This is a genomic window from Rhodococcus sp. UNC363MFTsu5.1 (genome assembly GCF_000686785.1).
GTDB classification, from domain to species: domain Bacteria; phylum Actinomycetota; class Actinomycetes; order Mycobacteriales; family Mycobacteriaceae; genus Rhodococcus_G; species Rhodococcus_G maanshanensis.
The window spans coordinates 585,284-609,874 of record NZ_JMLO01000001.1 but is presented as its reverse complement, the minus strand read 5'-3'; the positions used below and the strand labels follow the sequence as shown (position 1 = coordinate 609,874).

Here is a 24,591-nt window from a genome sequence, read left to right as displayed (position 1 = left end):
TCGGGCTTTCCGTTGCGTCTCAATGTCATTCGTTACGCCGGTATTGCGGACTGCTCACCGTCGCCGCCTGCGGCACCGGAGCACCGAGTCCTGAGAGGATGTGCCCATGAGAGCCGTGCAGGGGAAGGACGATGGCGGCGCATCCGCCGCCCCACTGGTCGTCCGCGACCCGGCCATGCGCCGGGCAGGCGAGCTGCTGCGCGGACCCGCGCTGATCTGTTCCCCCGACAGCACCGCGCGCGAGGCGGCCGAGCTGATGACCCGCGAGGGTCGCCGCTACGTCCTCGTCCCGCTCGGCGGCGGCTCACACGGGATCTTCACCGACGGCGACCTGCGCAGGCGGGTGGTGGCCGCCGGGCTCGGCACCCACACACCGGTGTCGGCCGTGATGACGGCGCCCGCCCGCACCGTGCCCGCGGACCGGCTCGGCGCGGACGTCCTGATGGACATGCTCGAGCGGGGGGTGCGGCACATGCCGGTGCTGTCCGAGACGGGTGCGCTGCTCGGCGTGCTCGAGGACGGCGACCTGCTGGCCACCGCGACCCGCAGCGGATTCCTGCTCCGTGCGGCCGTGACCAGGGCCGCCACCCCGGATGCACTGGTCGCGGCGACCGCCCAGGTGCCCGAACTGGTGCTCGGTCTCTGGCGGGCGCGGGTCGCACCACTGGATGTCTCCGCGATCCTCTCTGTGATCGTGGACGCCGCCGCCGCGCGGGCCCTGCACCTGGAGACAGGCTCCGCGAGGTCCGGCCGGACACCGTTCACCTGGCTCTCGCTCGGCAGCGTCGCCCGTCGCGAGGCGATGCCCGGCTCCGACGTCGACAGTGCCCTGGTGTGGGCGGACGACGACCAGCGGCCGGACACCGACACGGAGCTGATGGCCACGGCCGCGCGGGTACACCGCTTGCTCGACCGGTGCGGCTTCCCGTCCGACGAGAAGGGGGCCACCGCCGCCCGACCGCGTTTCGCGCGGTCCGCAGGGGCGTGGATGCAGGCCACGGAGCGGTGGATCGCGGATCCGTACGAGGACAAGGGAGTCCTGATGATCTCCCTGCTCGCCGACAGCCGGGTCACCTGGGGAGACGACGACCTCGACCTGTCCGCTCCGGTCTCGGTGCGAACCCGGGCCACCCCCGCGGCGATGAAGCTCCTGCTCCGCGAGGCGGTCGAGGACAAGGTCCGCATCCACTCGCTGCGCCAGATCCTCACCCGGCGGACCGATTCGGTGAACCTGAAATCACAGGGCGTGATGCCGATCGTCAACATCGCGCGCTGGGCGGGCCTGGCCGCCGGGCTCGGCGGCGGTTCGACCCCCGCGCGCCTGCAGGCCGCGGCCGGCACCGGACTCCTGCCGGACGACGACGCCCGGATCCTGGCGGAATCCTTCGACGTCCTGCAACAGATCCGGCTGCGCCACCAGTGCGAGCAGCTCGAACAGGGGCTACCGATCACCGACGAGCTCACCATCGCCTCGCTCACCCCGCTCTACCGCAGCCTGCTCGCGAACGCCGTCCGCGAGATCGCGGGAGTGCAGCGCAAGCTCGCCTACGCAGGCCCCGGCGCATGAAGACCTCGGAGCGCTGGCCTGCCCTGTTCACCCGGCTCGACGAACGACAGACGCGCGCGGTGGACCAGACCGTCGCGGCCGAGTGCCTCGAGGGTTGGGAACCGCGCCCGGACCAGATCGCTGATCTCGTCGCCGTGTTGCTCAACGCGCTCACAGTCGGCAATTACCTGGTGAACTGCCGCGCCGAGGCCGACACCTTCCGCGTCTCCGTGCCGCCACGTCGGCGCCTGATCCTGCGGCGTCACCCGTACCTGGTCCCGGGAACCCGGGTGTTGCGGAACAACTTCGACTACCGAGACGGCGCCGCACTGCGTTCGATCGAGTTCACCGCGACCGCCGTTCGCATCCTCCAGGTGCACGACGGACGGCCGGAGGTCGGTTCCGGCTTCGGCGGTACCCACCTGCGCGAGCTACACCAGCACGTATTCGGCGATGTGTTCGCGTGGGCCGGACAGACCCGGATCGTCGACATCACCAAGCGCGGCAACGAGTTCGCCCCGGTCCCCGCCATCGACGACTACCTCGGCCTCGTCGCCGGCTACATCGCCGACGCCGACTGGACGACACCCGACCGGGGCGTGCTCGCCTTCACGCTCTCGCGGATCTACGCCACCCTCAATCACGCCCACCCGTTCCGCGAGGGCAACGGCAGGACCGCGACGCTGTTCCTGCACCAGTTGGCGGCGCTGACCCCGTTCCGTCTCGATCTGTCCGCGGTGAGCGCTCGCGACTGGACTGAAGCATCGAGGGACTCGGCGCCGTTCCGTCGCTCCGGCGAACCCTCACCGCGACCGCTGATCCCGATCTTCCACCGCGCGCTCGCCCCGCGTACTGACAGGATGGAAGCGTGACCAACGCCGGCCCGGGACGACCCCGCCTGACGAAACAGCGCAGGCCGGGCCCCACCGCCCAGGCCGAGATCCTCGACGCCGCCGCGGAGTTGTTCACCACCAAGGGATTCTCGTCGACTTCGACCCGGCAGATCGCCGAGACGGTCGGGATGCGGCAGGCGTCGCTGTACCACCACTTCGCCACCAAGGACGACATCCTGGCGGCCCTGCTCGAGCAGACCGTGACCGCCCCGCTGGAGCTGGCCAACCGGCTCGCGGCGACAACGGAGCCCGCGGCGGTGCGGTTGTACGCGTTGCTCCTTTTCGACAGCGGCCAGCTGATGGCCGGCCGGTGGAACCTCGGCGCCCTCTACCTGCTGCCCGAGCTGCGCACCGAGCGCTTCTCCCGGTTCCGGGCGGAACGCCAGCAGCTGCGCCACCGCTACCGCGAGCTCGCGGCCGGGGTGCTGACCGAACTCGGCGCCGACGACGAGTCCCGGGCGGGCCTGCCGTTCCGGATCGTGGAAACGGTGATCAACGAGCGCAGCGACGCCGAGGGCGGCGGCACCGGCACCGTCGAGCAGTCCCCTGTTCAGCTTGCCGAGGCCGGTCTGCGGGTGCTGGGCTGGCACGACGCCGAATCCCTTCGGGCCCAAGCGCAGCGGCTACTGAACACGGTCAAGTCGACTGCGCCGGGGCAGATCCCCTAATCGCGGCGTTCCCCTAGTTGTTCCCCCATTTCGAAGGGAAACACTTTCGATCGGCGCGGCGCTGCAGTACCAATGACCTGTGGCGCCGTCGAGACCCCCGACCCTGGCGGCGCCACACCCTAGACAAGCCGCCGCGATGTGACCGGTCAGGAAGCGAGCCTGCCGAACCCGACCACGGCGGAGTCGCTCGACCAGTCGAGTGTGTGCACCCGGATCCGGCCGAACTCGTTGCCTCCGACCGTCGTTGCGGTGTCGCCGTCGACCGCCACGATGATGTTGGTGTGCTGGCCGACCCAGCTGCGGTTGTTGTAGAGCACCACGTCGCCGACCGTCGGGCGGTAGCCGCCGTCGACCGGCTCGAACCGGCCCTGCGATTCGTAGTACGCCTGCAGCGTGTACACCCCTGGAATCCGCCAGTGACCGGAGTTCGGATTCGACAGCGGCTGCTGCGCCTCCCGCATGATCCAGCTCACGAAGTCCGCACACCAGGGCTCCTCGACCCCCTCGGCGTAGAACGTTCCAGGGCGCTGGCTCCGGTGCTCGTCCTCGAGGAGGGTGACGACCCGCGCCTGGGCCGGCGTCAACGCCGCCAGGTCGACAGCCGGGAAATCGGTGGTGTCCCAGGGCAGATAGCGGGTCGGCGCCGCCGACAGCACCCCGACCACGACGACGGCGAGCGCGGCGAGGCCGGCAACGATCCAGACGATGAGACGACGACGGCGGCGGGAGGACTCGGGCACGGTCATGGCCGGATCAGTCCGCCAGCCCGGCGACCTCGTGGTCGGTGAGAACGGTCTGCGGCACCCGGCCCGCGTCGCGCGCGGTCTGCACCGCCAGGTAGAGCGGCCGCTCCTCCAACCCGGCCCCGCGCGCCTCGGCGCGCAGCTGCCCGATCAGGACGGAGGCGACGGCCACCGCCGGGGCCAGCTCGCCCGCGTTCAGCGCATCGGCAAGCGACCGCAGCCCGAGCAGGTCGAGTTCGCGCCCACCGTCGTCGGTGTACAGCGCCAACGGAATCGAGACGAGAGCGTTGCCGTCGCCGATCCGGACACCGACCTGACTGACCCGTGCGGTACGCACCACCACCTCGGCGCTCACCGCCCGGCTCGCATCCACCGACCTGGTGCGCAGGCCGTGCCGGGCGTGGATCGTGGTGCCCGTCAGCCAGATTCGCCGACGCATGGTCAGCAGGGCCGACAGCGCCGTCGGCACCGCGATGATCGCACCGACCAGCACGGCCACCCCGACCGAGGCGAAGAAGCCGACGACCACCGCCACCAGGACGCCGAGCAGGACGGCGAACAGCGCGAGCTTGCGCAGCCGGGGCGCGATCAGCGACGACGGGATGAGATCGAGGGGCACCGCCCCGGCGGGATCACCCGTCGGCAAGGATCGCCCCGACCTCGGTGACCACCTCGCCGAGCTGCACCTGCCGCTGTTCACCCGTCGCGAGGTCCTTGACGCCGATCACACCGTCCGCGATGTCCCGCTCGCCGAGCACAAGGGCGAGCCTGGCCCCCGAGCGATCGGCTGCCTTCATCGCACCCTTGACGCCGCGGCCGCCGTAGGCCATGTCGACCCGGATCCCGGCCGCGCGCAGTCGCGCCGCGATCACGACCATCTGTGCCTTCGCCTCGTCGCCGAGGGGAACCCCGAACACCTCGCAGCGAGCCGGGCTACCGGCGGTCTTGCCCTCGGCCGCCAGCGCCAGCACGGTGCGGTCGACGCCGAGCCCGAAACCGATGCCCGACAACGGCTGCCCACCGAGCTGCTCCATCAGGCCGTCGTACCGACCGCCACCGCCGATGCCCGACTGGGCGCCGAGTCCGTCGTGCACGAACTCGAAGGTGGTCTTCGTGTAGTAGTCCAGGCCGCGCACCATCCGCGGGTTCACGACATACGGGACACCGAGCGCGTCCAGGTGTGCGAGCACCTCCTCGAAGTGCGCCTTGGCCTCCTGCGAGAGGTGGTCGAGCATCAGCGGCGCGTTCGCGGTCATCTCCTTGATGTGCGGCCGCTTGTCGTCGAGCACGCGCAGCGGGTTGATCTCGGCACGCCTGCGGGTGTCCTCGTCGAGGTCGAGGCCGAACAGGAACTCCTGCAACAGCTCCCGATACTGGGGGCGGCAGGTGTCGTCGCCGAGCGAGGTGATCTCCAACCGGAAGCCTTCGAGTCCGAGGCTGCGGAAGCCTGCGTCCGCGATGGCGATCACCTCGGCGTCCAGCGCCGGATCGTCGACACCGATCGCCTCGACGCCCACCTGCTGCAGCTGCCGGTAGCGGCCCGCCTGCGGTCGCTCGTACCGGAAGAACGGCCCCGAGTAGCTGAGCTTGACCGGGAGCTGTCCGCGGTCGAGAGCGTGCTCGATCACCGCGCGCATCACGCCCGCGGTGCCCTCCGGCCGCAGCGTCACCGAGCGGTCGCCACGATCGGCGAAGGTGTACATCTCCTTGCTGACCACATCGGTCGACTCACCGACGCCGCGAGCGAACAGCCCGGTGTCCTCGAAGATGGGCAGCTCGATGTGTCCGTAACCCGCGAGCCGCGCGGCGCGGGTCAGACCGTCGCGGACGGCGACGAACTCCGCTGACGCAGGCGGCACGTAGTCGGGAACGCCCTTGGGGGCGGAGAATGCGCTGTTGCTGGGCTTGCTCACGGTTCTACTTTCCCCTACTTCGATCCTGCCAGTCCAACCAGGAACGGGTTGGACGCCCGTTCCTGTCCGATCGAGGTCGACCCGCCGTGACCCGGCAGCACTGCGGTCTCGTCGGCGAGGACCAGCAGCTTCGCCGCGATCGACCGGAGCAGCTGCTCGTGATCGCCACCCGGCAGGTCGCTGCGGCCGATGGACCCGCTGAACAGGGTGTCGCCGGTCAGCGCGATCTGCACCGGCCCGCCATCGGTGTCGGCCACCGTCCGGAGCACCACCGAACCCTGGGTGTGGCCGGGGGTGTGATCGACGGTCACGGACATCCCGGCGAGGTCCAGGACGTCGCCGTCGGCCAGCTCGATCACCTCCCGCGGCTCGTGGAACTCCGCGTCGCCCAGCATCGCGGCCAGCGCGGGCCCGGTCCCCCGCAGCGGGTCGCTGAGCATGTAGCGGTCCTCCGGGTGGATGTAGGCGGGAATGCCGAACTTCTCGCAGACCGGTTCCACGGACCAAGTGTGGTCGAGGTGGCCGTGGGTGAGCAGGACGGCCGTCGGCGTCAGCGACGACTGCGCGAGGAACTCGAAGAGCGGCTCGGCCGCGTTCTGACCGGGGTCGACGACGATGCACTCGCTCGCGCCGTCCTTGGCGAGGATGTAGCAGTTCGTCTGAAAGGCTCCGGCCGGGAATCCGGTGACGAGCACGGCGATCGCTCCTAATGACGTGGGTGTCGGTCCTGGGTGTTGGACCGGATACAGCCTATGCGGCTCCTTCTCAGGATCAGATGGCAGACTCACTCAGCGACCAGACGCAGCCATACTGCGAGCCCGAGGCCTCGCCCGAGACCGCGACAATGCCCGAGGCTTCGCCCGAGGAGAAGAGGTATGCAGCAGTGCCGACCAATGAGCAGCGCCGCCAGGCCGCCAAGCGGAAGCTGGAGCGGCAACTCGAGCACCGAGCCGAGCGGGCCCGCAAGCGCAAGCAGATGACCATCGGAGCCTCCGCGCTCGGGGTCGTACTCGTGGTCGCCGCAGGCGCCTTCATCTACTCCCTGACCAATGGCGACGATGCATCCGAGGGCTCGGACACCTCGACCGCCGCTGCGGAGAAGCAGACTCCAGGCGTCATGCCCGCCGGCCGGTCCCAGGCGCTGCCCGCGACGGTCGACTGCGCCTACACGCCGGACGGCACGCCGCCAGCCAAGCCCGCGAACCTGCCCGCAGGAACCGGCGTGTCCGCCGAGGGCACCGTCACGGTGAACCTCGACAGCGACCAGGGCCCGATCGGGCTCACGCTCGACCGCGCGAAGTCGCCCTGCACCGTCAACAGCATGGTCAGCCTCGTGCAGCAGGGCTACCTCAACGACACCCCGTGCCACCGCCTGAGCACCTCCGGGCTGAAGATCCTGCAGTGCGGCGACCCCACCGGGATGGGTACCGGCGGCCCGGGCTACGGCTACGAGAACGAGTTCCCGACCGATCAGTACAACCCCGACGACCCGAACCTCGGGGAGCCCGTCACCTACCCGCGCGGCACCATCGCGATGGCCAACACCGGCCAGCCCGGCAGCAACGGCAGCCAGTTCTTCTTGGTCTACGACGACTCGCCGCTGCCCCCGATGTACACGGTGTTCGGCACCATCTCCGACGAGGGCCTGGCGACGATCGAGAAGGTCGCGGCGGCAGGCGACGACGGCTCGATGTCCGCCGGTGGCGGCAAGCCGAACCTCCCGATCAAGATCACGACCGCGAGCGTGGCGGCATGAGGGCCCCGGTGAGCGTCCGAAGGGGCGTGCTGGCCGCGGCAGGCATCGGCCTGCTGCTGGCGTCGAGCGCCTGCTCGAGCGACGACAGCTCCTCCACCCCACCGACCACGCGGACGCTGGCCAGCCAGCCGAGCCAGGCGCCGGATCTGTCCGCGTACCCGCCGCTGCCTGCCCCCGCCGCGCCTGCCTCGGCGACCGTGTCCTGCGCGTACCCGCCGTCGAACAAGTCGTCCAAGTCGGTCGAGGCGCCGAGCACCGACGGCGTCTCCACCGCGGGCACCGTCGGTGTCGCGATGGCGACCTCGCAGGGCCCGATCGGGCTCACCCTGGACCGCCCCGAGGCGCCGTGCACGGTCAACAGCTTCGTCAGCCTGGCTCAGCAGGGCTACTTCGACGACACCCCGTGCCACCGGCTGGTGACCAGCCCGGGCCTACAGGTGCTGCAGTGCGGCGATCCCTCGGGCGCCGGAAACGGCGGCCCCGGCTACCGCTTCGCGAACGAGTACCCGACCACCGCCTTCGCCGAGGGTGACCCGGCCGCCCAGCAGGGCATGCTCTACCCGCGCGGAACGATCGCGATGGCCAACTCGGGCCCCGGCGGCACCAACGGTAGCCAGTTCTTCCTGGTGTACGAGGACTCGGTGCTGCCCCCGCAGTACACCCTGTTCGGCACCATCTCGGACGAGGGCCTGGCCACCATCGAGAAGATCGCCGCAGAAGGCGACGACGGCTCCATGTCCGCGGGCGGCGGCAAGCCGAACACCCCGGTGCAGATCGAGACCGTCAAGGTCAGCTAGGCGCTCCGCGCCCGTGAGTCCTTGTGGCCCGCAGAGGGACCAGAAGGACTCACGGGCGGCGCAGCCGCCTAGGCCGCTGAGGTCACCCGGTAGACGTCGTAGACGCCCTCGACATTGCGCACCACGTTGAGCACGTGCCCGAGGTGCTTGGGGTCGCCCATCTCGAAGGTGAAACGGCTGATCGCGACGCGGTCACCCGAGGTCGTCACCGACGCCGAGAGGATGTTCACCTTCTCGTCCGCCAGCGCCTTGGTCACATCGGAGAGCAGCCGGTGCCGGTCGAGGGCCTCGATCTGGATCGCGACCAGGAACACCGAGGACGGCGACGGCGCCCACTGCACCTCGATGATCCGCTCGGACTGCTCGCGCAGCGACCCGGCGTTGGTGCAGTCGGTGCGGTGCACGCTCACCGCGCCCCCGCGGGTCACGAAGCCCATGATCTCGTCGCCCGGCACCGGGGTGCAACACTTCGCGAGCTTGGCCACCGTGCCTTCGGCACCAGGCACCAGCACACCGGCGTCCGTCGTGCGGCGCTGCCGCATCGGGATGGTCGACGGCGTCGACCGCTCGGCCAGCTCCTCCTCGGCGGATTCGACGCCGCCGAGATTCGCGACCAACCGCTGCACCACGTGCTGCGCCGACACGTTGTGCTCGCCGACCGCCGTGTACAGCGCGGACACGTCGAGATAGCGCAGCTCGTGCGCGATCGCCGACATCGACTCGGCGCTGAGCAGGCGCTGCAACGGCAGCCCGCCGCGGCGGACCTCCTTGGCGATCGCGTCCTTGCCCGCCTCGAGGGCCTCCTCACGGCGCTCCTTGGCGAACCACTGGCGGATCTTCGTCTTCGCCCTCGGCGAGACGACGAAGCTCTGCCAGTCGCGGCTCGGGCCTGCGTTCGCGGCCTTGGAGGTGAACACCTCCACGACCTCGCCGTTCTCGAGCGTGCGCTCGAGCGCGACGAGCCGACCGTTCACCCTGGCACCGATGCACCGGTGCCCGACCTCGGTGTGCACCGCGTACGCGAAGTCCACCGGCGTCGAGCCGGCGGGCAGCGTCACGACGTCGCCCTTCGGGGTGAAGACAAAGATCTCCTTGACCGCCAGGTCGTAGCGCAGCGATTCGAGGAACTCCCCCGGATCGGCCGCCTCACGCTGCCAGTCGAGCAGCTGCCGCATCCACGCCATGTCGTCGACCTCGGCGGCGTCGCCGGAGTGCCTGCCCTTGGTCTCCTTGTAGCGCCAGTGCGCGGCGATGCCGAACTCCGCGGTGCGGTGCATGTCCCTGGTGCGGATCTGCACCTCCAGCGGCTTGCCCTCCGGGCCGACCACGGTCGTGTGCAGCGACTGGTACACGCCGTACCGGGGTTGCGCGATGTAGTCCTTGAACCGACCCGCCATCGGCTGCCAGAGCGAGTGCACGACGCCGACCGCGGCATAGCAGTCCCGGATCTCGTCGCACAGGATCCGCACCCCGACCAGGTCGTGGATGTCGTCGAAGTCGCGGCCCTTGACGATCATCTTCTGATAGATCGACCAGTAATGCTTGGGCCTGCCCTCGACGACGGCGTTGATCCGTGACGCGGCAAGGGTGGCGTTGATCTCCGCCCGTACCTTTGCCAGGTAGGTGTCGCGAGACGGCGCCCGGTCCGCGACGAGGCGCACGATCTCCTCGTACTTCTTCGGGTGCAGGATCGCGAATGAGAGGTCCTCGAGTTCCCACTTGACCGTGGCCATACCGAGCCGATGCGCAAGCGGCGCAATGACTTCCAGGGTCTCCTTGGCCTTGCGTGCCTGCTTCTCGGGAGGCAGGAAGCGCATGGTGCGCATGTTGTGCAGCCGGTCGGCGACCTTGATCACCAGCACCCGCGGGTCGCGGGCCATCGCGATGATCATCTTGCGGATGGTCTCGCCCTCCGCGGCGCTGCCGAGCACCACCTTGTCGAGCTTGGTGACGCCGTCGACGAGGTGAGCGACCTCTTCACCGAACTCCTCGGTGAGCTGATCGAGCGAGTACCCGGTGTCCTCGACCGTGTCGTGCAGCAACGCCGCGACGAGCGTCGTGGTGTCCATGCCGAGCTCGGCGAGGATGTTCGCCACCGCCAGCGGGTGCGTGATGTAGGGATCGCCGGACTTGCGCTTCTGACTGGCGTGGCGCTCCTCCGCGACGTCATAGGCGCGCTGCAGCGGCGCCAGGTTCGCCTTCGGGTACAGCTCCTTGTGCACGCTGACCAGCGGCTCGAGCACCGGTTTGATCGTGGCGTTGCGCTGCCCGGTCATGCGGCGTGCCAGCCGGGCCCGCACCCGCCTGGAGGCCGAGGTGGGCACCGCGGGCGCGGCACCCTCCTGCGGGACCGCAGGGGCCCCGGTCCCGGACTGCGACCGGTCGAGGTTCTGGGTCATAGCGTCACCTCCCGCACTGTCGGTCGCCTCACCGGAAACTTTAGTCCTCAGACCCGCAGCAGCGACGTGACCGGGTGGCCCGCGAGCCGCGACCGACCGCCGAGGGACTCGATCTCGAGCACCACCGCGATCCCGACCACCTCGGCGCCCGCGGTGGTGAGCAGGTCCGCCGCCGCGGCCAGGGTGCCGCCGGTGGCCAGGACGTCGTCGATCACCAGCACCCGGCGACCGGCGAGCTCGATCCCGTCGGCCGGGATCTCCAGGGACGCGGTGCCGTACTCGAGCTGGTACTCCCGGGTGAGCACCGGCGGCGGCAGCTTCCCCGCCTTGCGGACCGCGAGCACACCCGCGTCCAGCGCGAGGGCCACACCGGCACCGAGGAGGAATCCCCTTGCATCGATGCCTGCGACCAGGTCGGCACCGTCGCCGACCTCGACCAGCGCATCGATGACGTCACGAAACGCCTTGGCGTCGGCGAACACCGGGGTCAGATCGGCGAACGTCACGCCCTGTTCCGGGAAGTCGTCGGCCCAGCGGGTCAGTCGTGCCACGTCCTCGGACGCCGTCGTCAATGCAGTCACCGGAGCAGTATCCACCTGTCCATGTTCCAACCCACACCGGAGACCGTCGGGTTCGGCACCGCGGCGTGCAGGCCGTCCGCGAAGACCGTGGTCCTCGGCTCGTTGAACAACGGGATCGACGGCAGGTCGTTCCACAGGATGCCCTCGGCCTCCGTCGACAGGTTCAGCCTGCTGCCCTCCGCCGTGTCGACGGCCAACTGCTCCGCGATCGCGGTGATGCGGCCGTTGCGGTAGCCACCGAAGTTCGTGCCGTTGCCCCCGACCAGCGAGTACACCGGCGGCACCTCCGAGTCCGTTCCCGCGGCGCCCTGCGCGGATGCGGTCCCGCCGAGGATGGCGTCGAGGCCGCCCGCACCGAGCGCCGTCGGGGTGAACTCGGGCGAACCGGCGTCCACCACGGTGATGTCGGCGGGTGCGCACGCCTCGGCGATCGCCTTGACGGTGTCGGCACGGCGGGTGTCCGGACCCAGATATCCGATCCTGACCGTGATCGGGCCCTGCCCCGACGCGTTTCGCGCGGCGACGGCGGCAGGCACGTCGGGGTGCAGATACCGACCGCCCTCCGTCGCTGCGACCGAGGGGTAGATCAGCATGTCCGGCTGCACGATCCGCGAACTCAGCACGCCCGATCCGAGGCCCGACTGCTTGTCGAAGTCCGGATGCCCGAGCCGGTCGAAGAGCTGCTGGCGGGGCACGCACAGGGCGAACGCCCGGCGCGCATCGACGGATTCGAAGACCCCGGACGTCGCGAGCACCAGCTGCTCACTGCTCCGGGACGGCGCCGTCACCGAGGAGAAGCCGTCGCCGGGAGACAGCCCCGGCATCGACCCCGCGCCCGCGTCGATCACGTCGACCTCACCGGACGCGGTCTTGGATTCGAGGTCGGTTCCCTTCGGCCACACCACGATCTGCGGGGTGGCCGGCTTGTTGCCCCACCACCGCTCGTTCGCGACCAGCACGAGTCCGCCGTCCGTCGTGAAGGACTCGACCCGGTACGGCCCCGAGGAGGGAAAGAGCGTGAGATCGAGCTGGTCCGGGACGAGCTTCCAGCCGTTGTTCCAGAACTCGGCGACCCGCTCGAGCGCGGGCACGTCGTTCGAGTGGACGGCACCCACCAGGTCCGGCACCCCCGCGGCCCTTGCCGCCACGTGCGCAGGCATCAACGCGGTGGCCCCGAACAGCGCCCGCCAATCGGCGAACGCCCGGCCGGGCCGGAACACGACGGTTGCATCCTTGGACCCGGATTGGCAGTCGACCCGGTCGATGTCCGCGTAGCCGGCGTTGTCCGCAGCCCGGAACATCGGGAAGCGACCGCTGCCTGCCGCCCAGGCCAGCACCAGATCGTCGCAGGACGTCGGCACGCCGTCCGAGTACACGGCCTGCGGGTTCAGCGTGACCGCGAGGGTGAGTGCGTCGCCCGGTGCCGGGGCCGCGGTGCCGACGTCGCCGTCGGACAGGGCGCTGCCCTCCGGCCCGATGTAGCTCAGGCCGGTGAGCACCCGCGAGAACGCTTGCCGCGCACCCGATGCCGCGCCGTCGACCGTATTCGCGTTGTAGGTGGTCAACACGTTGTCGACGGCGTACCCGATGGACTGGACCTGATCCTCCGCGGCCCCACAGCCGACGGCCGCCGCCGCGATCATCGCGATCACGCCGGCGGCGCCGACCCTCACACCGCGGGCCGCGCCTGCCCGTCGTACGCCGGTACCCATGTCAGCGCCTCTTCTTGTCGCGCTTCCCCGTCGGTCGGGCGCCGGGCCGCGGGCCCGCCGCGGTGACACGGGACGCGACGCCGGAGGCCTCCGCGCCCGCGGCGGGCGCGGACGCGCTCTCGGGCCGTGCCTCCCGACGGGCGAGCACCTTCTTGGTGTGCGCAGCCACGGGTCCCCAACGCTCCTTGATCGAGACCAGCAGCGGCGTCGCGAAGAAGATCGAGGAGAACGCGCCGACGATGATGCCGACAAGCTGGACGACGGCGAGGTCCTTGAGGGTGCCGACACCGAGCAGCCCGACCGCGACGACGAGCAGTCCGATCACGGGCAACACGCTGATCACGGTGGTGTTGATCGAGCGCATCAGCGTCTGGTTGACGGCCAGGTTCGCCTGTTCGGCATAGGTCCGCCTGGTCAGGTGCAGCACCCCGCGGGTGTTCTCCTCCACCTTGTCGAACACCACAACGGTGTCGTACAGCGAGAAGCCCAGAATCGTGAGCAAGCCGATCACCGTGGCAGGCGTGACCTCGAGGCCGACCAGCGCGTAGACGCCCGCCGTCACGATCATGTCGAAGAAGAGCGCCACGATGGCGGCGATCGCCATGTCGCGCTCGAACCGGATGCCGATGTAGACGCTGACGATGACCAGGAACACCACCAGCGCGATGAGCGCCTTCTGGGTGATCTGACTGCCCCAGGTCTCGCTCACGTCGGCGACGCTGATCGCGTTCTTGCTGGGAGTGCCGTTCTTGTCCTCCGGCTGGAAGGCGTCGTACAGCGCGTCCTGCACGATCACGACCTCGCGCGCGTCGAGCGCCTCCGAGCGGATCTGGATGGTGGCGCTGGCGCCGGATCCGACGGTCTGCACGGAGACCGGAGCCTCGCCCAAGCTCTCCGTGTAGACCTGCTCGACCTGTTCGGTCGTGACGTTGTCGGCGGCCGGGAACTGGATCCGGGTGCCGCCCTCGAAGTCGATGCCGAGGGTGAACCCACGAATCAGGATGCTGGCGATCGAGATCAGCAGGATGACACCGACAAGGCCGTAGTAGAACTTGCGCCTTCCGACGACCTCGAAGGCTCCGGTGCCGGTGTAGAGCCGCGAGAGCAGGCTGTGCCTGGGCAGCTTCGCCTGGTCGGCCGAGGAATCGGACAACGACAGATCTTCAGATGTGGTCACAGTCAGGCCTCCTTCGCCTGCGCGCCGACGCTGGTGCGCGCGGACGCGGCGGTCTTGCGTTCACGGGCGACCTGCTGCACCGCTCCGAGACCGTTGATGCTCGGCTTCGACCAGAAGTCGGACTTCGATGCCAGGTGGACCAGCGGATGCGTCACCAGGAACACCACGATGACGTCGAGGATGGTCGTCAGGCCGAGGGTGAACGCGAAACCACGCACCTGGCCGACCGCGAGGAGGTACAGCACGGCGGCCGCGATGAAGCTCACCGCGTTGCCGGACAGGATGGTCCGCTTGGCGCGGGCCCAACCGCGCGGCACCGCCGAGCGGAAGCTGCGGCCCTCCCTGATCTCGTCCTTGATGCGTTCGAAGTACACGACAAACGAGTCGGCGGTCATGCCGATACCGATGATCAGACCGGCGATACCGGCGAGATCGAGGGTGAAGCCGATGTACCGGCCGAGCAGCACCATGATCGCGTACACCATCACGCCGGACAGCACCAGCGAGAGCGCGGTGAGCACGCCGAGCATCCGGTAGTAGATCAGGCAGTAGAGCAGCACCAGCACGAGGCCGATCGCGCCCGCGATCAGGCCCGCCTCGAGGGATGCGAGACCAAGGGTCGCGGAGACGGTCTCGGCCTCGGATGCCTGGAAGGAGAGCGGCAGCGAGCCGTACTTCAGGGTGTTCGCGAGTTCCTTCGCCGACGCCGACGTGAAGTCACCGGTGATCGAGGTGGCGCTGCCGGCAGGGGTGGCGCCCTGGACGACCGGCGCGCTGACGACCTTGGAGTCGAGCGTGAACGCGGCCTGCTTGCCGATGTTGGCGGAGGTGAACTGCGCCCAGGTGGTGCTGCCGCTCGACTTGAAGGTCAGCGACACCTCGTTGCGGGACTGCTGCGAGTTGAAGGCCGACGTCGCGTCGGCGATCTCCTGACCGTCGATGATGCTCGGTCCGAGGAGATAGACCGTGGTGCCGTCCGTCGAGCAGGCCACCAGCGGCAGCGCCGGATCGTCGTTGCCCTGCAGCGGGTCGCTGGCATTGCAGTCGAGCGTCGTCATCGCCTGCTGCTGCACCGCCGGGTCCGTGCTCTGCCGGGTCTTCTTCGCCTCGGCGATCTCGGCGGCCGCCTGATCCTCGGTCGACGCGGCGCCCTGATCCGCGGGGGGCGCGGGGGGCTCGCTCGGCGGAGCCGGGGTTCCCGGTTCCTGGGCCGGGAAGGGCCGGTTCTGCGGCGCGGGCGCCGGGGCCGGGGTCCCGGCCTGCGGGGCCTGTGCCTTCGCGTTCGAGGACACGGCGGAGCTCTGCACGGGGCGGATGTACAGCCGAGCCGTCTGGCCGAGCGTGCGGGCCTGCGAGCTGTCGTCGCCGGGGACCGTGATCACCAGGTTGTCGCCGTCGATGACGACCTCGGAGCCGGAGACACCGAGTCCGTTCACTCGGGTCTCGATGATCTCCTGCGCGCGACGGAGGCTGTCCTGGCTGGGCTTGCTGCCGTCGGGGGTGCGCGCGGTCAGGGTGACACGGGTGCCGCCCTGCAGGTCGATGCCGAGCTTCGGCGTCGGGGACTTGTCCCCGGTGAAGAAGACGAGCGCGTACAGCGCAGCGACGATCAGCCCGAAGATCACGAGCGAGCGTGCTGGTCGTACGGCTCCAGTCGAAGGTGCCACGATCCGTAGTTCTCCTAGTACGTGTGTCGTGCGATGGTCGGGTTCGAGGCCCTACACGAGACCGCTGCCGAGCATGGATCACTCGGCAGCGGTCCGGAAGTCAACTCATTCGTTGTCCAAGCGACGCTTGGTCTCCTCGGGAGTCTCCTCGACGGGGGCCTTGATGTCAGGGATTTCGTCGACGATCTCGTCGACGTCGTCCTCCTCGAACTCCTCGTCGTCCTCGACCAGGAGTTCACGGATCACCATCCGCGACCAGGTGGTGATGATTCCTGGCGCAACCTCGAGGTCGACGGTGCCGTCACCGAGGGCGACCACGGTCGCATGCAGCCCGGACGTGGTGAGCACGCGGTCGCCGACGGTGAGCGAGTCCTGCAGCTCGGCAGTCTTCGCCATCTCCTTCTTCTGGCGGCGGATGCCCAGGAACATGGGCACGAGCAGGGCGAGAATCAGGAGCGGAAAGAGCAGTTCCATCGTTGAGTTCAGTCCTCGAGGGTCGTCGACGCGCGCGATCCGGAACAGACCGGCGCAGTACTCCAGTGTGCCACTAGTCAAACAGACCTTGCGGCGGTTCGTTGACACGCACGTCGATGCCACCCGCCGCGGCCTCCGGCGGCGGCGTCAGGCCGAGCTGTTCCCACGCCGCCGCGGTCGCCACCCGGCCACGCGGCGTCCTGGCGATCATCCCCGCACGCACGAGAAACGGCTCGCAGACCTCCTCCACGGTGCCCGGCTCCTCGCCGACCGCGACGGCGAGCGTCGACACGCCGACGGGTCCACCGCCGAAGCTGCGGACCAGCGCGCTGAGCACCGACCGGTCGAGGCGGTCGAGGCCGAGTTGGTCGACGTCGTACACCGCCAGCGCCGCCCTGGCGACATCGCGGGTGATGACGCCGTCGGCCCGCACGTCCGCATAGTCCCGCACCCGGCGCAGCAGCCGGTTCGCGATTCGCGGCGTGCCACGGGATCGGCCTGCGATCTCGGCGCTGGCCTCCTCCCCCAGGTCGACGCCGAGGATCCCCGCCGACCGCAGCAGGATCCGCTGCAACTCCGGCGGATCGTAGAAATCCATGTGGGCGGTGAATCCGAACCGGTCCCGCAGCGGCCCGGTCAGCGCTCCGGACCGTGTGGTCGCGCCGACCAGGGTGAACGGCGCGACCTCCAGCGGGATCGAGGTCGCGCCCGGCCCCTTGCCCACGACGACGTCCACCCGGAAGTCCTCCATCGCCAGGTAGAGCATCTCCTCGGCAGGCCGCGCGATCCGGTGGATCTCGTCGATGAACAGCACGTCGCCCTCGACGAGGTTGCTCAGCATGGCGGCGAGGTCGCCCGCTCGCTCGAGCGCAGGACCGGAGGTGAGCCGAAGCGAGGTACCCAGTTCCGAGGCGATGATCATCGCCATGCTGGTCTTGCCGAGACCTGGAGGCCCGGACATCAGGATGTGGTCGGGGGTCCCGCCGCGCAGCTTGGCGCCCGTGAGCACGAGCTGGAGCTGCTCACGCACCCGGGGCTGGCCGATGAAGTCGGTCAGGCTGGTGGGCCGGAGACTGGCCTCGATGTCGCTGTCGGCCGCGACGAAGTTCGCGGTGACGGACGATTCCGGCCCGGCCGAGTCCCCCATCTCCTCGGTCACCGGGTCTTACCCAGCAGGGACAGCGCCGAGCGCAGCGCCGCCGAGGTGCCGGCCTCCGGATCCGCGGCCAGCACGGTGTCGGTGGCCTGTTCGGCGGACTTCGCCGGGAAGCCGAGACCGACCAGGGCCTCGACGATCTGCTCACGGACCAGGCCCAGCACCACCGCGGGCGCACCGTCCGCACCGGGATCGGACGAGACGGCGACGGCCTCCACCTTGTCCCGGAGCTCCACGACCATCCGCTCGGCACCACGCTTGCCGATGCCCGGCACCCGGGTCAGCGCGGTGACGTTGCCCTCGGCGAGCGCCTTGCGCAGCGCCTCCGGCTCGAGGACGGCCAGCGTCGCCATCGCCAGCCGCGGCCCGACCCCGGACACCGTCTGCAACAGGCCGAACAGATCCCGCGATTCGACGTCGTGGAACCCGTACAGGGTCATCGAGTCCTCGCGGACGATCATCGCGGTGACGAGCCGGACCTCGGTTCCGCGCTGGAGGGTGCCGATCGTGGCCGGGGTGGCGTTGAGCCGGTAGCCGACCCCCGCCGCCTCGAGCACCACGTGATCGAGCGCGATCTCGAGCACCTCGCCGCGAATGGAGGCGATCATGGGGTACCTGCCTTCTTGAGCCGGGTCTTGTTCAGTTCCGCGAGTCTGGCCTCGTAGCGCCGCTTCTGCTCGGCGGCGGCCTGCTCCGCCTGCGCCATCCGCGACAGCATCGGGGCCCGCCAGCAGTGACAGATCGCCAGCGCGAGCGCGTCGGCGGCGTCGGCGGGCTTCGGCGCGACCGCCAGCCCGAGGATCTTCGTCACCATCGCGGTGACCTGCTTCTTGTCCGCGGCACCGTTGCCCGCGACCGCCGATTTCACCTGACTGGGGGTGTGGAAGCAGACGTCGATCCCGCGACGCGCCGCGGCGAGCGCGACGACGCCACCGGCCTGGGCCGTGCCCATCGCGGTGCGTACGTTGTTCTGCGAGAAGACCCGCTCGACGGCGACGACGGTCGGCTTGTACAGGTCCATCCATTCCTCGGCCGCGTTCGAGATCCGCAGCAGCCGCTGCGACAGTTCCATCTCCGGCGGCGTGCGGATGACGTCGACGGCCACCGGGGCGACGGTCCGGCCGCGGCCCGAGTCGACCACCCCGAACCCGCATCGGGTCAGGCCTGGATCCACCCCGAACACGCGCACGTGATCACCTCTCGTCCCAGCACTACGAACAGCTGTTCGAGATTCTAGCCGCTGTGGGCCGGCCGGCCGGGTGGCGACACGGCCGGCCGGCGGTCACCTGTTCGCGCGGATCGCGGCGATACCGCGACCTTCCCGCAGTTGGGCGCCGATGGCCTCGATTCGGGCCTCCGACGCCCGCCAACCGCGGATCTGCTCCTCGTGCACGACCTTGCCGTCGCGACGGACCACGACGGTCCACGGCAGGCCGAACAGCACCCGGACCCCCACCCACAGCGGCAGCAGCAGGAGCAGCAGCAGGAACTCGAGGCCGACGAGCAACGCCAGCAACAGGACCGGCAGCATCAGCACCGCGAGGACGATGGCGATGACCGCGCTGATCGGATCGTCGCCCAGCCCGTTGCTGTCGAGGCTGCTTCCCCATTCGGGGACCTTCGTCCGCCGACGCCACGGCAGCCAACGCCTGCCGACCCGCCACTTCACGTCGCGGTCGTCGCGAAACCGCACGATCAGGCGTCGAGCTCGGCGAGTACCTCGTCGGAGACGTCGACGTTGGTGTAGACGTTCTGCACGTCGTCGGAGTCCTCGAGGGCATCGACGAGCTTGAACACCTTGCGGGCGCCGTCGGCGTCGACCTCCACCTCGACCGAGGCACGGAAGTCCGGGTCGGCCGACTCGTAGTCGATGCCCGCGTCGACGAGAGCGGTACGGACCGCGATCAGATCGGCGGCCTCGGAGACGATCTCGAAGGAGTCGCCGAGGTCGTTGATCTCCTCGGCTCCGGCCTCGAGGACCACCTCGAGGATCTCGTCCTCGGTGCGGCCGTTCTTCTCGAGCACCACGACGCCCTTGCGGGTGAACAGGTACGCCACCGAACCCGGGTCGGCGAGGTTGCCGCCGTTGCGCGTCATCGCGGTACGAACCTCGCCCGCCGCGCGGTTCCGGTTGTCGGTCAGACACTCGACGAGCAGCGCCACACCGTTGGGCCCGTAGCCCTCGTACATGATGGTCTGCCAGTCCGCGCCGCCGGCCTCTTCGCCCGCGCCGCGCTTGCGGGCACGCTCGATGTTGTCGTTGGGGACGGAGGTCTTCTTCGCCTTCTGGATGGCGTCGTACAGGGTCGGGTTACCCGCGGGGTCACCACCACCGGTCCGCGCCGCCACCTCGATGTTCTTGATCAGCTTCGCGAAGGATTTGCCGCGCTTGGCGTCGATCGCAGCCTTCTTGTGCTTGGTGGTGGCCCATTTGGAGTGGCCGCTCATGCGTAGTTCCCTCTTCCCGTTCGTAGATGCGCACGCGACAGCGGAGCACGCTGCAGCGGGGAGCACACAGTAGCGCCAGTTTACGCGCGGGCCACCGCGACTTCCCGCACCATGTCGACAAAAAGCTGATGGACGCGCCTGTCGCCGGTCACCTCGGGGTGAAATGAGGTCGCGAGAACGTTGCCCTCGCGGACCGCGACGACCCGTCCCGCGGCCGGGCCGTCAGGCACCGTGGCCAGCACCTCGACGCCGGGGCCGACCCGTTCCACCCAGGGCGCACGGATGAACACCGCCCGCATCGGGGCGCCCTCGATGCCTGCGAAGTCGAGGTCCTCCTCGAAGGAGTCGACCTGACGACCGAAGGCGTTGCGTCGCACCGTGATGTCGATCCCGCTCAGGCACTGGGCATCCGGCCGGGTGTCGAGCACCTCGCCCGCCAACAGGATCATGCCCGCGCAGGATCCGTATGCGGGCATGCCGTCGCGCAGCCGGGCGCGCAGCGGTTCGAGCAACTCGAACACCGTGAGCAGACGGCTCATGGTGGTGGACTCACCGCCCGGGATGACGAGTCCGTCCACCGCTTCGAGCTCCGAGACCCGGCGCACACCGATGCCGCGGGCACCCGACGCCTCCAGCGCGGCAAGGTGTTCGCGCACATCTCCCTGTAGCGCCAGCACGCCGATGGTGGGTGTCATGGTGGCCGAGGTCCGTTCGATCATGTCGACGCTCACTGCGGGACCGCCACGAGGATGAGCTCCTGCGCCGGGACGGCACCCTCGACCGGGATCGAGTGGACCGTGTCGGTGGTCCAGCGCAGCGCGCCGTCGACCTCGATCTGCGCGCGGACGGCCAGGCGCGCCCTCGGGTCGATGGCGCCGCGGTAAGCGGCGAGCTCGAACGGCACCGGCACGCCGGTGGCGTCCTCGATGCGCTGCTCGGCGAGCAGGGTCGACGGAGCGTCTGCCAGGGAGATGTCCTCGAGGCGCACGGTCACGACGGCGTTCTCGGGGAAAGCGATCCGCTCGCGGTACGAGACGTTCCCGGAGACGGTGAGCGTGTCGTCCACGCTGTCGGCCTGCGCGGTCTCCGGTGTCGACCCGATCGACACCACCACGGCCGCGACGACCGCGATCAGTGCCGCAGCACCGAGGGTCAGTTCCAGAATTCGTCTCGTCTGCACAGGTCGAGGATACGGATGGTCAGAACGGTGGGGGCTGGTGGCGGTGGCGTTCGCCCAGGATCGCCTGGTGTTCGGCGTGGTGGATGCGCAGCTGCGCGCACAGGGCGAGGTGGCCGGGGTCGGTGATGGTGGCGAGGTCGGCGAGCGTCGGGGGTAGGTCGCCGGGGTGCATGTGGGTTTCCCACCAGGTCGGTTCGTAGATTCCGAGGTCGGGTGGTTCGGTCGGTGGCGGTGCCGGGCTCCGTGGTTGCGGGGTCGGTCGGGATGCAGGCTTCTTTGCCTGGACGCTGGTTCGTTGCTCGGCCGGGAGCGGCAGGGTGACGCCGATGGTGCCGTGTGCGCCGATCCAGACGATCACGTCGCCCTCGAGGCGCACGACGCGGAAGAGTCGGTCGGTCTTGGCCTGGTGGTGGCGGGTGCACGCGGGTTCGCCGTTGCTTTCCACGCTCCAGCCGCCCGCGTCGGGGTTGTCGGGGTCGAACTCGACGATGTGGTCGAACTGGCAGTCGCGGGCTTTGACGGTGCAGCCGGGGAAGGTGCAGGTGTCGTACTTGTCGAAGACGGCGCCGCGGACTGTGTTGCTGGGTCGGTAGGTCAGGGCTCCGCGGGGCGGATGGTCGTAGCCGCCGTGCCCGTCGGGGTACTGGCCGTTGAGCAGGGCGGGGTTGGCGGCGATCGCGTCGAGGATGTCGGTGACCCGGGGACCACGAGTGTGGTCGTCAGGCGGTTGCGAACGCTGTGCTGGCGGGTCGTGTCGTGGCGGCAGGTGCCCCGCCTGTCGGCATCGGAGTCGATAGCGGGCGGGAACGCCGGGTGGTGAGGTCGGGGCAGAGCTGTTCCCTAAGCCAATGTCACCCTTCAATTCTCGGGTCGGATCGCAGTTCACGCAGTCCGCCGGATCGGCACCTGCCAGGCCATCGCGCAAAGCCTGGACATCCCGCCGGTCGCGTGGGGGCTCGGCGCCGCCCTCCCCTACAACCCCTCCGCCCGCGCCGTCGCGGCCAGTCTCGATGAGCCCCTCGGGGTCGACGCCGTTGCCGGGGCCAGTGCCGAAGTAACCGTCGGACCCGTTGTCACCGCGGATGTCGCAGTCGACCTTGGCATCACACGCAGAGTCACCTTCGCAGTCCACGACGATGTCCGTACGGCCTTCCCCGTCGGGCTCATCGCCGACAGCGGCGCTTCGTTGGGCATCGAGGCGCCTAGCGTCGGCGATCACCGCCTGCCACGTCGCATCACCGGCCAGTAACCTCGCCAGCTCCGGATCGATGGGCCCGTGACCTTCGAGGTGACTGGGGTTGTCGGCCAGTCGCAACAGCGTGTCGAGGTCGATGTGGATGTGCACCTCGGGTTTCGGCCGTTCCGGACGCGGAAGGTGCACTGTGGGGCAAGCATCGCGTCCGCACTGGCAGTGCAGATAGGTTTCGCCGTGCACGAGCGCCATGAACGCATCGGTCCGCAGATTGTCGACCGTGCGGGGGTCCTCCCGGCACACTGTGCCCGCCATCTCCCGAATGAGGGAATCGAGGGTGCGGCCCTCCGCCGCCGTGAGGGTGGCGTACACCTGGGCCATGCCGTGCAGGTCCGCGGTCACCGACACCCGCCGACTATGGCGTTCGCGTCGCTTGCGGAGTTCTTCCGCCTCGGCCGGGTTGATGCGGATCAACTCCCGCATCACCTCCGCCACCAACTTCCGCGGCGTCAAATACAAAGCCACATCCGCAAGATGCGGCTCCATCAGGGCAAGCGTCGCATCGGAAATCTCCGCGACAGCATCAACGATCGCGAACACCCGCGGAAAATCCGCCCGACCCGACACGAACACCGCACGGATCAGCGGCATCCGCAGATCCAACGCATTGCCCACCGCCACATACCGTTCCGCCGTAACCGCGCTCACCCCCAACGCCAGCGCGGTCTCCATCTCCGCCGACCGCCCCGCCCTGTAGGCGAACTCCTCCCCGAACAAATCCACCTCAGACGCGAACTGCCGCCGCGCAAACGCCGCCGACGTCAACACCTTGCGCGCCGCCGCGATGTTCTCCGCCCGCGCATACCCCTGCAACGCAGCCAGTGCGTCGGTCCCGTTCTCGAAGTCCACGGCGGGGTCGTCGTTGCAGGCACTCTCACCTGCGGTGCCACTCCGAAACCCCCCGGTATCGAACATGCGTACGATTCTACGCAGCACCACCGACACGAGCCGGCGAAGCTACAGCTCCAGCCCGGGCGCGGTCGCGATGGCTTCGAGTTCGTCGATACCCAGCGGATCGGCGGGAGCCCGCGCCGACGAGCTCACCCGAACCCGAGCGCCCGACGGCCTGGTCACAGTGACCGATCGGATCGTCTCCGTGCTTGGCCCGCCGGCGGCCGACGGTGCGGGCTCGACCCGCTCCACCACCGTCCCGTCCGGCAGCGTCGAGGTGGACCGTCGCGGACCGTCCGGGCGCTCGGGCTCCTGGATTCGAGGCGGCGCCTCGCCGGTGATCGCCACGCGCAAAAGGCTTTCCGAGTCCGGTGTCGTCACCGTCAATTCCTCACAAACACCACTGCGGCCGGCATCCAGATCGGAGAGCTGCAACGAGCCGAGCGGACGGTCGAGGGTCATGGGACCAGCCGGCCGGAGTTGCCAGTGGGCATCCAGCACCCTGTTCAGCCGATCCACCGTCGCCCTGTCGAACTCGTAGGTGGCAGGCTCGTCCTCCTTCGCGGAGCACTGCTCCGGGGGCGGCGGAATTCCGGCCGATACCGGCGTGGTCACCCGCAGGCCGGGTGTGGTCACGATGGCGGTCAGCTCCTCGATCGTGAGCGGCGCTGGACTCGACTCCTCACCCTCCGCGCGAACCCACATACCGGTCCCGTCGGGCAGATACGCCATGACGGAACGGGTCTGACCTCCCGCTTGTTCCTGGATGTCGATGACGGTCCCGTCCCGGAGTGTCGAACGTCGGTCGAGTTCGCCCGCAACGCAAGGCCGGGGCTCCTTCGACCGCGCGCGGCGCACGTCGACAGTCAGCGAACCGGAAGACGAACCACGCGTGAGTTTCCCCTGCGCGGACGTCGAACCGCCGAAGTCCTCCGCATCGACCCCCTCGGGCTCGACGACAGCGTCACTCAGGTCCAGGATCGGCTGGAAGACCAGTGACTGCGACGGCGGCGCGAACTCGAGCTCGGCGCCCTCAGGCAGAGCGCCCGCGAGTGCTGCCGTCATGACGGTGGCCTTCGAGCCGGAGAACCACGGGTAGCGCGGGCTATCGTAGCTCGGATACCCGGCCCACCCGATGTTGATCCGCCGAGGCTCGACGGCCGGTTCCACCACGTCGCATCCCGGGATCTGCGCCGAGTACTCCTCGCGGCCAATGTCGTTCAGCAGCCCGGCCACCACCACCCCGACGGCGACCACCGCCCCGATCACCACGACGTCGACGCCGACTCCCCCACCCCGCCTGCCCACGGACACTCCCCCCACCGCGAGTACGTCTCG

Annotated in this window: 24 protein-coding genes; 5 read left to right on the top strand and 19 right to left on the bottom strand. The window is 69.5% G+C overall.

Annotated elements, in window-relative coordinates; translation table 11 throughout:
- The first annotated feature begins 106 nt into the window (after positions 1 to 106).
- Genes BR31_RS0102880 through BR31_RS0102870 form a run of 3 tightly spaced genes read left to right on the top strand, consistent with a single transcriptional unit; the run spans position 107 to position 3,107 of the window.
- Positions 107 to 1,567, top strand: a complete 1,461-nt coding sequence (locus BR31_RS0102880) for a putative nucleotidyltransferase substrate binding domain-containing protein (protein ID WP_231496346.1) — start codon at positions 107 to 109, stop codon at positions 1,565 to 1,567.
- On the top strand, positions 1,564 to 2,418 hold the full coding sequence (locus tag BR31_RS0102875; RefSeq protein WP_051636897.1) for a Fic/DOC family protein: 855 nt from the start codon (positions 1,564 to 1,566) through the stop codon (positions 2,416 to 2,418). Before BR31_RS0102880 ends, BR31_RS0102875 begins: the two co-directional genes overlap by 4 nt.
- Entirely contained in the window at positions 2,415 to 3,107 is a 693-nt protein-coding gene (locus BR31_RS0102870) for a TetR/AcrR family transcriptional regulator (protein ID WP_027499628.1), read from the top strand. The genes BR31_RS0102875 and BR31_RS0102870 overlap by 4 nt, the downstream gene beginning before the upstream one ends.
- A 146-nt stretch (positions 3,108 to 3,253) precedes the next feature.
- Here the strand turns inward: BR31_RS0102870 and BR31_RS0102865 are convergent, their stop codons facing one another.
- Genes BR31_RS0102865 through BR31_RS0102850 form a run of 4 tightly spaced genes read right to left on the bottom strand, consistent with a single transcriptional unit; the run spans position 3,254 to position 6,458 of the window.
- The gene (locus BR31_RS0102865; protein ID WP_027499627.1) at positions 3,254 to 3,853 is read right to left on the bottom strand and encodes a CHAP domain-containing protein; all 600 of its coding nucleotides are present in this window, start codon (positions 3,851 to 3,853) and stop codon (positions 3,254 to 3,256) included.
- A gap of 7 nt (positions 3,854 to 3,860) precedes the next feature.
- Positions 3,861 to 4,469 (bottom strand): hypothetical protein, encoded by a 609-nt coding sequence (locus BR31_RS0102860; RefSeq protein ID WP_197023522.1) that lies wholly within the window; start codon positions 4,467 to 4,469, stop codon positions 3,861 to 3,863.
- Positions 4,470 to 4,482: 13 nt separating this feature from the next.
- Positions 4,483 to 5,763, bottom strand: coding sequence for a histidine--tRNA ligase (hisS, locus tag BR31_RS0102855; RefSeq protein ID WP_027499625.1), 1,281 nt, complete (start codon positions 5,761 to 5,763; stop codon positions 4,483 to 4,485).
- Positions 5,764 to 5,777: 14 nt separating this feature from the next.
- Positions 5,778 to 6,458, bottom strand: a complete 681-nt coding sequence (locus BR31_RS0102850) for an MBL fold metallo-hydrolase (protein ID WP_027499624.1) — start codon at positions 6,456 to 6,458, stop codon at positions 5,778 to 5,780.
- Between the two features lie 188 nt (positions 6,459 to 6,646).
- Here BR31_RS0102850 and BR31_RS0102845 point away from each other — a divergent pair, with 188 nt between their 5' ends.
- Positions 6,647 to 7,519, top strand: coding sequence for a peptidylprolyl isomerase (locus BR31_RS0102845; protein ID WP_027499623.1), 873 nt, complete (start codon positions 6,647 to 6,649; stop codon positions 7,517 to 7,519).
- Positions 7,516 to 8,316: a peptidylprolyl isomerase gene (locus BR31_RS0102840; RefSeq protein WP_037175249.1), complete on the top strand. Its 801-nt coding sequence runs from the start codon at positions 7,516 to 7,518 to the stop codon at positions 8,314 to 8,316. Before BR31_RS0102845 ends, BR31_RS0102840 begins: the two co-directional genes overlap by 4 nt.
- Before the next feature lie 68 nt (positions 8,317 to 8,384).
- On the opposite strand, the gene BR31_RS0102835 is transcribed toward BR31_RS0102840, so the two are convergent.
- The 15 genes from BR31_RS0102835 to BR31_RS0102765 form a co-directional block, all read right to left on the bottom strand.
- Positions 8,385 to 10,715 carry a RelA/SpoT family protein gene (locus BR31_RS0102835; RefSeq protein WP_027499621.1) on the bottom strand — a complete coding sequence of 777 codons (2,331 nt, stop codon included), beginning with the start codon at positions 10,713 to 10,715 and terminating at the stop codon, positions 8,385 to 8,387.
- Between the two features lie 47 nt (positions 10,716 to 10,762).
- Positions 10,763 to 11,296 (bottom strand): adenine phosphoribosyltransferase, encoded by a 534-nt coding sequence (locus BR31_RS0102830; protein ID WP_231496345.1) that lies wholly within the window; start codon positions 11,294 to 11,296, stop codon positions 10,763 to 10,765.
- Positions 11,293 to 13,008 carry an ABC transporter substrate-binding protein gene (locus tag BR31_RS0102825; protein WP_051636896.1) on the bottom strand — a complete coding sequence of 572 codons (1,716 nt, stop codon included), beginning with the start codon at positions 13,006 to 13,008 and terminating at the stop codon, positions 11,293 to 11,295. The genes BR31_RS0102830 and BR31_RS0102825 overlap by 4 nt, the downstream gene beginning before the upstream one ends.
- A 1-nt stretch (position 13,009) precedes the next feature.
- Positions 13,010 to 14,185 carry a protein translocase subunit SecF gene (secF, locus tag BR31_RS0102820; RefSeq protein ID WP_231496344.1) on the bottom strand — a complete coding sequence of 392 codons (1,176 nt, stop codon included), beginning with the start codon at positions 14,183 to 14,185 and terminating at the stop codon, positions 13,010 to 13,012.
- Positions 14,186 to 14,187: 2 nt separating this feature from the next.
- Entirely contained in the window at positions 14,188 to 15,852 is a 1,665-nt protein-coding gene (gene secD, locus BR31_RS0102815; protein WP_027499617.1) for a protein translocase subunit SecD, read from the bottom strand.
- 105 nt (positions 15,853 to 15,957) lie between these two features.
- Positions 15,958 to 16,326, bottom strand: a complete 369-nt coding sequence (yajC, locus tag BR31_RS0102810; RefSeq protein ID WP_027499616.1) for a preprotein translocase subunit YajC — start codon at positions 16,324 to 16,326, stop codon at positions 15,958 to 15,960.
- A 73-nt stretch (positions 16,327 to 16,399) separates the two neighbouring features.
- Positions 16,400 to 17,473, bottom strand: a complete 1,074-nt coding sequence (ruvB, locus tag BR31_RS0102805; RefSeq protein ID WP_037175246.1) for a Holliday junction branch migration DNA helicase RuvB — start codon at positions 17,471 to 17,473, stop codon at positions 16,400 to 16,402.
- Positions 17,474 to 17,481: 8 nt separating this feature from the next.
- Positions 17,482 to 18,090: a Holliday junction branch migration protein RuvA gene (ruvA, locus tag BR31_RS0102800; RefSeq protein ID WP_027499614.1), complete on the bottom strand. Its 609-nt coding sequence runs from the start codon at positions 18,088 to 18,090 to the stop codon at positions 17,482 to 17,484.
- Positions 18,087 to 18,671, bottom strand: coding sequence for a crossover junction endodeoxyribonuclease RuvC (gene ruvC / locus BR31_RS0102795; protein ID WP_027499613.1), 585 nt, complete (start codon positions 18,669 to 18,671; stop codon positions 18,087 to 18,089). The genes ruvA and ruvC overlap by 4 nt, the downstream gene beginning before the upstream one ends.
- A 93-nt stretch (positions 18,672 to 18,764) precedes the next feature.
- A complete protein-coding gene (locus tag BR31_RS27270) occupies positions 18,765 to 19,151 on the bottom strand; it encodes a hypothetical protein (protein ID WP_197023520.1) in 387 nt (128 codons plus the stop codon).
- A 26-nt stretch (positions 19,152 to 19,177) separates the two neighbouring features.
- Positions 19,178 to 19,930: a YebC/PmpR family DNA-binding transcriptional regulator gene (locus BR31_RS0102785; RefSeq protein WP_027499612.1), complete on the bottom strand. Its 753-nt coding sequence runs from the start codon at positions 19,928 to 19,930 to the stop codon at positions 19,178 to 19,180.
- 80 nt (positions 19,931 to 20,010) lie between these two features.
- A complete protein-coding gene (gene pdxT / locus BR31_RS0102780) occupies positions 20,011 to 20,649 on the bottom strand; it encodes a pyridoxal 5'-phosphate synthase glutaminase subunit PdxT (protein WP_442970175.1) in 639 nt (212 codons plus the stop codon).
- Positions 20,650 to 20,657: 8 nt separating this feature from the next.
- Complete coding sequence (locus tag BR31_RS0102775) at positions 20,658 to 21,110, bottom strand: YbaY family lipoprotein (protein ID WP_051636895.1); 453 nt, start codon at positions 21,108 to 21,110, stop codon at positions 20,658 to 20,660.
- Between the two features lie 19 nt (positions 21,111 to 21,129).
- Positions 21,130 to 23,211, bottom strand: coding sequence for an HNH endonuclease signature motif containing protein (locus tag BR31_RS30420; RefSeq protein ID WP_051636894.1), 2,082 nt, complete (start codon positions 23,209 to 23,211; stop codon positions 21,130 to 21,132).
- A gap of 108 nt (positions 23,212 to 23,319) precedes the next feature.
- Complete coding sequence (locus BR31_RS0102765) at positions 23,320 to 24,561, bottom strand: hypothetical protein (protein ID WP_027499609.1); 1,242 nt, start codon at positions 24,559 to 24,561, stop codon at positions 23,320 to 23,322.
- Between the last annotated feature and the right edge of the window lie 30 nt (positions 24,562 to 24,591).

What these genes read in the sequence shown, in the direction of transcription:
- ruvA (WP_027499614.1), bottom strand. Translation starts at nt 18,090, where the DNA reads ATGATCGCCTCCATTCGCGGCGAGGTGCTCGAGATCGCGCTCGATCAC.
- BR31_RS0102835 (WP_027499621.1), bottom strand. Translation starts at nt 10,715, where the DNA reads ATGACCCAGAACCTCGACCGGTCGCAGTCCGGGACCGGGGCCCCTGCG.
- yajC (WP_027499616.1), bottom strand. Translation starts at nt 16,326, where the DNA reads ATGGAACTGCTCTTTCCGCTCCTGATTCTCGCCCTGCTCGTGCCCATG.
- BR31_RS0102840 (WP_037175249.1), top strand. Translation starts at nt 7,516, where the DNA reads ATGAGGGCCCCGGTGAGCGTCCGAAGGGGCGTGCTGGCCGCGGCAGGC.
- pdxT (WP_442970175.1), bottom strand. Translation starts at nt 20,649, where the DNA reads ATGATCGAACGGACCTCGGCCACCATGACACCCACCATCGGCGTGCTG.
- ruvB (WP_037175246.1), bottom strand. Translation starts at nt 17,473, where the DNA reads ATGGGGGACTCGGCCGGGCCGGAATCGTCCGTCACCGCGAACTTCGTC.
- BR31_RS0102875 (WP_051636897.1), top strand. Translation starts at nt 1,564, where the DNA reads ATGAAGACCTCGGAGCGCTGGCCTGCCCTGTTCACCCGGCTCGACGAA.
- BR31_RS0102880 (WP_231496346.1), top strand. Translation starts at nt 107, where the DNA reads ATGAGAGCCGTGCAGGGGAAGGACGATGGCGGCGCATCCGCCGCCCCA.
- BR31_RS0102865 (WP_027499627.1), bottom strand. Translation starts at nt 3,853, where the DNA reads ATGACCGTGCCCGAGTCCTCCCGCCGCCGTCGTCGTCTCATCGTCTGG.
- BR31_RS0102825 (WP_051636896.1), bottom strand. Translation starts at nt 13,008, where the DNA reads ATGGGTACCGGCGTACGACGGGCAGGCGCGGCCCGCGGTGTGAGGGTC.
- BR31_RS0102785 (WP_027499612.1), bottom strand. Translation starts at nt 19,930, where the DNA reads ATGAGCGGCCACTCCAAATGGGCCACCACCAAGCACAAGAAGGCTGCG.